The sequence below is a fragment of the Kribbella sp. genome (assembly GCF_035687465.1).
GTDB lineage: Bacteria > Actinomycetota > Actinomycetes > Propionibacteriales > Kribbellaceae > Kribbella.
The window spans coordinates 1-5198 of the sequence record NZ_DASRXP010000329.1 but is presented as its reverse complement, the minus strand read 5'-3'; the positions used below and the strand labels follow the sequence as shown (position 1 = coordinate 5198).

The 5198-nt window shown below is 67.4% G+C and carries 5 protein-coding genes; 2 read left to right on the top strand and 3 right to left on the bottom strand.

Features of this window, described 5'->3' with window-relative positions; genetic code table 11:
• The coding region (locus tag VFG33_RS17340) for a protein kinase domain-containing protein (RefSeq protein ID WP_325053919.1) at positions 1–669 on the bottom strand (669 nt) is incomplete at its 3' end.
• Between the two features lie 132 nt (positions 670–801).
• Between VFG33_RS17340 and lipB the strand changes: the two genes are divergently transcribed.
• Both lipB and VFG33_RS17330 read left to right on the top strand, forming a co-directional pair.
• Positions 802–1521 (top strand): lipoyl(octanoyl) transferase LipB, encoded by a 720-nt coding sequence (gene lipB / locus VFG33_RS17335; RefSeq protein ID WP_325053918.1) that lies wholly within the window; start codon positions 802–804, stop codon positions 1519–1521.
• A gap of 109 nt (positions 1522–1630) precedes the next feature.
• Complete coding sequence (locus tag VFG33_RS17330; RefSeq protein ID WP_325053917.1) at positions 1631–3067, top strand: hypothetical protein; 1437 nt, start codon at positions 1631–1633, stop codon at positions 3065–3067.
• 36 nt (positions 3068–3103) lie between these two features.
• On the opposite strand, the gene VFG33_RS17325 is transcribed toward VFG33_RS17330, so the two are convergent.
• Positions 3104–4177 (bottom strand): hypothetical protein, encoded by a 1074-nt coding sequence (locus VFG33_RS17325; protein ID WP_325053916.1) that lies wholly within the window; start codon positions 4175–4177, stop codon positions 3104–3106.
• Positions 4155–5198, bottom strand: a 1044-nt coding sequence (locus VFG33_RS17320) for a S8 family serine peptidase (protein ID WP_325053915.1), incomplete at its 5' end; no start/stop codon positions are given. The genes VFG33_RS17320 and VFG33_RS17325, both read right to left, overlap by 23 nt.

Genomic DNA, 5198 nt, shown 5'->3' with positions numbered 1-5198 from the left:
GGGTGGGGTCGGGGGTACGTCCGCCGGTGGTGGGTCGGTGTCGAAGCCGAGGTTGAGAGGGGTGGGGGTGGCTAGTTCCAGGACTTTGTGGCTGAGGGTGTCGCCGTCTGTGGTGAAGAGGGAGGCGGGGAAGGTTCGGGGATCGCCGCCGGCTTCGTGGGTCAGGTCTGCGAGGACCGCGAGGTCGTCTGCGGGAGTGCAAGGCGGGCCCTGGAGGCGGAGGCCGACGTCGGTCAGCATCGGGCGGCCGTCGGCGTCGAACATGATGTCCCCCGCGCCCAGGTGAGCGTGAGTGAGGCCGGCCCGGTGGACGACAGCGAGCGCCTGCGCCAACGGGCTGACCAGGGTGACCAGTTCGCCGAGGGACAACTTGCCCCTGCGTTGAAGCAACCCCGTGAGCGTGCCGGCTGCGACGTACTGGCTGAACAGGAGCCATTCGCGGTCGGTCTGGCGGACCTCGATCAGGCGGGTGATGTGGGGGTGGTCGATGCTCTGGGCGAGCGCGAGGTCCTCCCGGAACTCCTGGACGGACGGGATGGAGGCGGACGGGATGCGTTTGAGCACGGCGTGCCGGCCGGAGGCCAGGTTCCGGACCAGCCAGACGGCGCCGACCGATCCGGACCCGAGCCCCCGGCGCAGGCTGTAGCCGGCGATGTCTTCGAGTGCCATGTCAGAGAGAGTGCACGAATCGGCCGCGACACCGCGGAAGTTATCCACAGCGGCTCAGCGTCCAGAGGTCCGGGATCGGGGCCTGTGGATGGCGGCGACGGGCGCCGGGGCGGGCGAGATACAGTCGAAGGCGTGAGGGACATCAACTACGTGCAGGCCGGTTTCGGCGCCGATGCGGTCGACTACGAGCAGGCGTGGGCTGAGCAGCGCCGGCTGCACACGGCAGTTGCCGAGGGCACCGGAACCGACACCGTCATCCTGCTCGAGCACCCGCCGGTCTACACGGCCGGCAAGCGGACCGAGCCGCACGAGCGTCCGGTGGACGGTACGCCGGTGGTCGACGTCGACCGGGGCGGCAAGATCACCTGGCACGGTCCTGGCCAGCTCGTCGGCTACCCGATCGTGAAACTCGCCTCCCATGTGTATGTGGTGGATTACGTCCGCCGGCTGGAGGAAGCGCTGATCGCGGTCTGCGCCGACCTCGGCGTACGGACGGGTCGCGTGAAGGGCCGTAGCGGGGTCTGGGTGCCCGCGGACGAGCGTGGACGGGAGCGGAAGATCGCCGCGATCGGGATCCGGGTGGCGCAGGGTGTGACGATGCACGGGTTCGCGCTGAACTGTGACAACGACCTCACCTGGTTCGACCGGATCGTGCCGTGCGGGATCTCCGATGCCGACGTGACCACGTTGTCGAAGGAGCTCGGCCGGCAGGTCGGGGTCGCCGAGGTGCTCGAGCCGGTACGGCGGCACCTGGACACGATGCTCGCCTGGCAGGAGTACGAGCGGACCCCGGACCTCGATCACGAGGAAAACCCAGCACCAGCAGGCATCACCTATGGCCTGACGGTCTGACCGTCGTTCGCGACTTGCAGCGGAGTCGCTGCTGTGAGTGATGTTTCACCGCGGCAGGTGCGCGAAGTGTCGTCGCTGCGTCAGGGCAAAACGTCGCTACGGTAAAGATGTGTCCAAATTTCTTGGCTTCCTTCTCGGCATCGCCGTGGCGCTGGTCGGGCCCGCTGTCTTCGGAGTTCTCGCCGCCGACGGTGGTATCGAACTGAATGCGAAGGAGATGGCGCTTGCCTATGGCATCGGAGCGCTGATCTTCTGGACCGTGCTGTCGTACTTCTCCGGCGCCGCGGCGCTGGGAGCGGCGCTGACGTTCGGCGCCATGATCTACGCGGTGAACTGGATCCCCAACCGGACGACGAACTTCCTCAACGACGTCCCCGGGGTGACGAGCGGGATGATCGACGGGATCAAGCAGTACACCCTGAACGGGGTGGTGCCGATCCTGGCGGTGATTTCGCTGGTTTATGGGATCCAGCTGATCGTGCAGGCGGTGCAGGCGCGGCGTCGCGAGCGCGCGGAGGCGGATCTTCGCCAGCGGGAGCAGGAGCTCGCCCAGGCGCAGCAGGCGGCTGAGGCCGCGGCGGTGTATCCGGTTGCCGGGGGTGACTATCCGACCAGCGTCGACAACCGGATGGGCAGCAGCTTCAGTGGCAACACGAGCTACGACGACCTGTTCGACGAGGAGCAGCCGACACCGTTCCCGCCGCGGGATCAGGCGGAGGAGCAGACCACGCAGTACGCCGTCGCTGAACCTGAACCCGCTCGGGACGATGACACCGTCGTAGCCGATGCCGAGGGCAACAGCGACGACGAGACGATGCTGGTCCCCACCGACAAGGACGAAACAGTAGTCGTCCCGGCGCAGGAGCAGACGGCCGAGGAGAGCGCGAGCTCGCAAGCCGCAGACGAACCACCCGCGGAACCGGCCCCGGCCAGTGAGCAAACGCCGGAAGAGCAAGCGCGGGCTGAGCAAGGTGCTGACGAGCAGGCTGCAGGTGGGCGGAGTGCGGGGGCGGAGGCCGAGGCCGCTGCGCCGGCGGCTGAGGAAGCTTCGCCCACGGGCGGGCGGCCTGCCGACGAGCCAGCTCCCGGTGGGCCGACCGCTGGTGGAGCTGTAGGTGGGCCGACCGCTGGTGGAGGCACTGCTGGTGGGCAAACAGCAGGTGCGCCGACCGCAAGTGGAGCTGCAGGTGGGCCGACGGCAGGAGGAGTTGCGGGTGGGCACGCTGTTGGTGGGTCGACCGCAGGTGGAGTAGGTGCGGGTGGGCCGGGTGCTGAGGATGAGACCGTGGTCGCGCCGCGTCCGGGGTCTGCTTCTGAGGTGACGCCTGCTGAGGCGCCCAGCGCTGGACCGGAGAAGGAGCGGAAGCTCGAGCGGAACGAGCAGGTTGGTCAGCAGTATCGGGAGCGGATGGACGGCCCGGAGCTCGAGGAGACCAGCGAGTTCCACTTCGACGCTTTCGAGAACCCGAACCAGCCCGAGGAAGGCCGTCCGCAGGCACCGCGGATCATGGATCTGCCGGGCCAGTTCCGTCCCGCCGGCGCCTAGCCCAAGACGGCGCAGTACCGACGGGACGGGTCTGGGTCAGTTCACCAGGTAGCCCCTGATGATCGTCTGCTCCACCTTGTTACCGTCGGCATCGGTTGCGGTCGCACGCAGCGATACAGCGCCACCGGCCGGGTTCGTGACCTTCGTACGCCAGCCGTCACCGACACGCTCAACTCTGGCCGACCGCCAAGTTGTTCCGTCGTCGGTCGAGCTGTCGACCGTCAGCGACTTCACCTTCACCGCCGGCGCCCCCGGCTGACGCTGCACCGAGATCGGGATCGTGAACCCGGCACCCGCCCGAGCATGATTGCGATCATCCAGTACAGGCGTGAAGTGCACCGCCATGAACGGCAACGCCGCTACCCCGTCCACATGCCCCGACCGGAACGTCCACGCATTGCTGATCTTCGTAGACACCTCGACACCGGCGACCGCGACCTGACTCTCCAGCCGGTACGACGCCGCCCCAGCCGGCACCGGCACCTCGACGTACTCCGCGTGCCGCCAGTCCGCCAGCAGTTCCCCGTCCCGATAGAGTTTGGCTGGTCCCGCCGAAGACCCCGGCTCGTTCGCGTGCCGAGGATCGCTGTCCGATCGCAGGCTCAGACCGAAGTGGAGCTTGTCGCCCGAGCGTTGTGCGCCCAGCGTCAGACCGTTCGCCTGGATCGGGCCCTGGGTCAAGCGTGGTCCCAGCACCCCCTTGTTCCACTCGCGTCGATACGTCCGGCCGAGCTGGAAGGTACTCCCCTCTGTTTCGTACAGGATGCCACTTGGCCGCATGAAACTGCTGATCCACTTCAGTCCGTCAGCCAAGTAGTACTCGGTGCGCTGAAACGGCAGCGAACTGGATACCAGGCTCACGCCGTAGGGGTCCCAGGCAAATTTCGTCAGGTCATCCGCGGGCCGGACGCCATGCCCTGTCGCGGACTCCCGGACCTCATCGGAGTCGGACGCGTAGGTGGCCTTCACCGTGGCGAAATCCCCCTGGCTCGGATGCAGGTCCACCCCATCAAACGTGCGGCCCTGCGCATAGTCGGCCAGGTTGTACTCATAGGGGCTGTCCTTGAAATCGCCAGCGGGCCCCGGCTCAGCGAAACGACCGTGAGCCACGCTGACGATATCCGCCGGCGACGGCGCAGGGGCACCGAGATCGGTGACGAACAGCGGAGACACAGCGTCCCCCGGTCACCCCGTAGGTCACCATTCCGTCCGGACGATGCGTGTCCCGGGCGACCGCCACGCTCAGCTCCATCAGCCGGGCCGTTGCCTTGGGCACCGACATTTGGACCGGCTTCGCCTTGCGGGCATCCAGCACCACCGAGCCGCCACCCGGCCGGACCTCGAACACCGACTGCATCAAGACGGTCCAGCCGCCGCCCATCACGGTAGACAGATCACCGATCGTGTACTTCCCCGGCGCGAGCCGAAGCTTGCTGGTGCCAATGCCTGATCCGTAGCTGAAATCACCGCAATCAGGATCGGCACCACAATCACCGATCCGGTCGAAGTAGGTGATGTGCTCCTCGGGAGCATTGCCGTCGCGCCCGATATGGGTCAGCTCGATGTCGTAGCGCTCGGTCTCCTTCTCCACCCCGACCGGCGTACTGACCGTCGCTCCCGCCCCGGTCCCGACGAGATACCCGCTGAACACGCCGACGAGCGCCGCCGACCTGGTGTCGGCGGTGATGGTCGCCCTCGCTGTCCCACCGGCCGGTACGACGACCTGGCTCGGCGACACCGTGAACAACCCGGCCGGCTGATTCCCGCCCTGCAACTCGAGGTCCAACGTCACCGCACTGGTACCGCTGTTCCGATAGGTGATCGTCTTCGTCAGCACCGGGTCGTCCTCGTGCGGCCACGAAGCAAACCCGAAACTGACACTCGCCGGCGACGCACCAACCGTCTGCGTCACCGCGCGAGCGACATCAACCCGCCCGGCGCCCTGATCGAACGCGCCCATCCCAGCCGCAGTCTTTGCCGTGGACATCAGCGCCGCCTTGACCTGCTCACCGGTCCAGTCAGGGTGCTGCTGCAACAGAAGCGCGGCGGCACCGGCGACATGCGGAGCTGCCATCGAGGTCCCAGAGGAGGTGGTGTAGTGCTCACCGACCGGAGAACCCATATTGGTGCC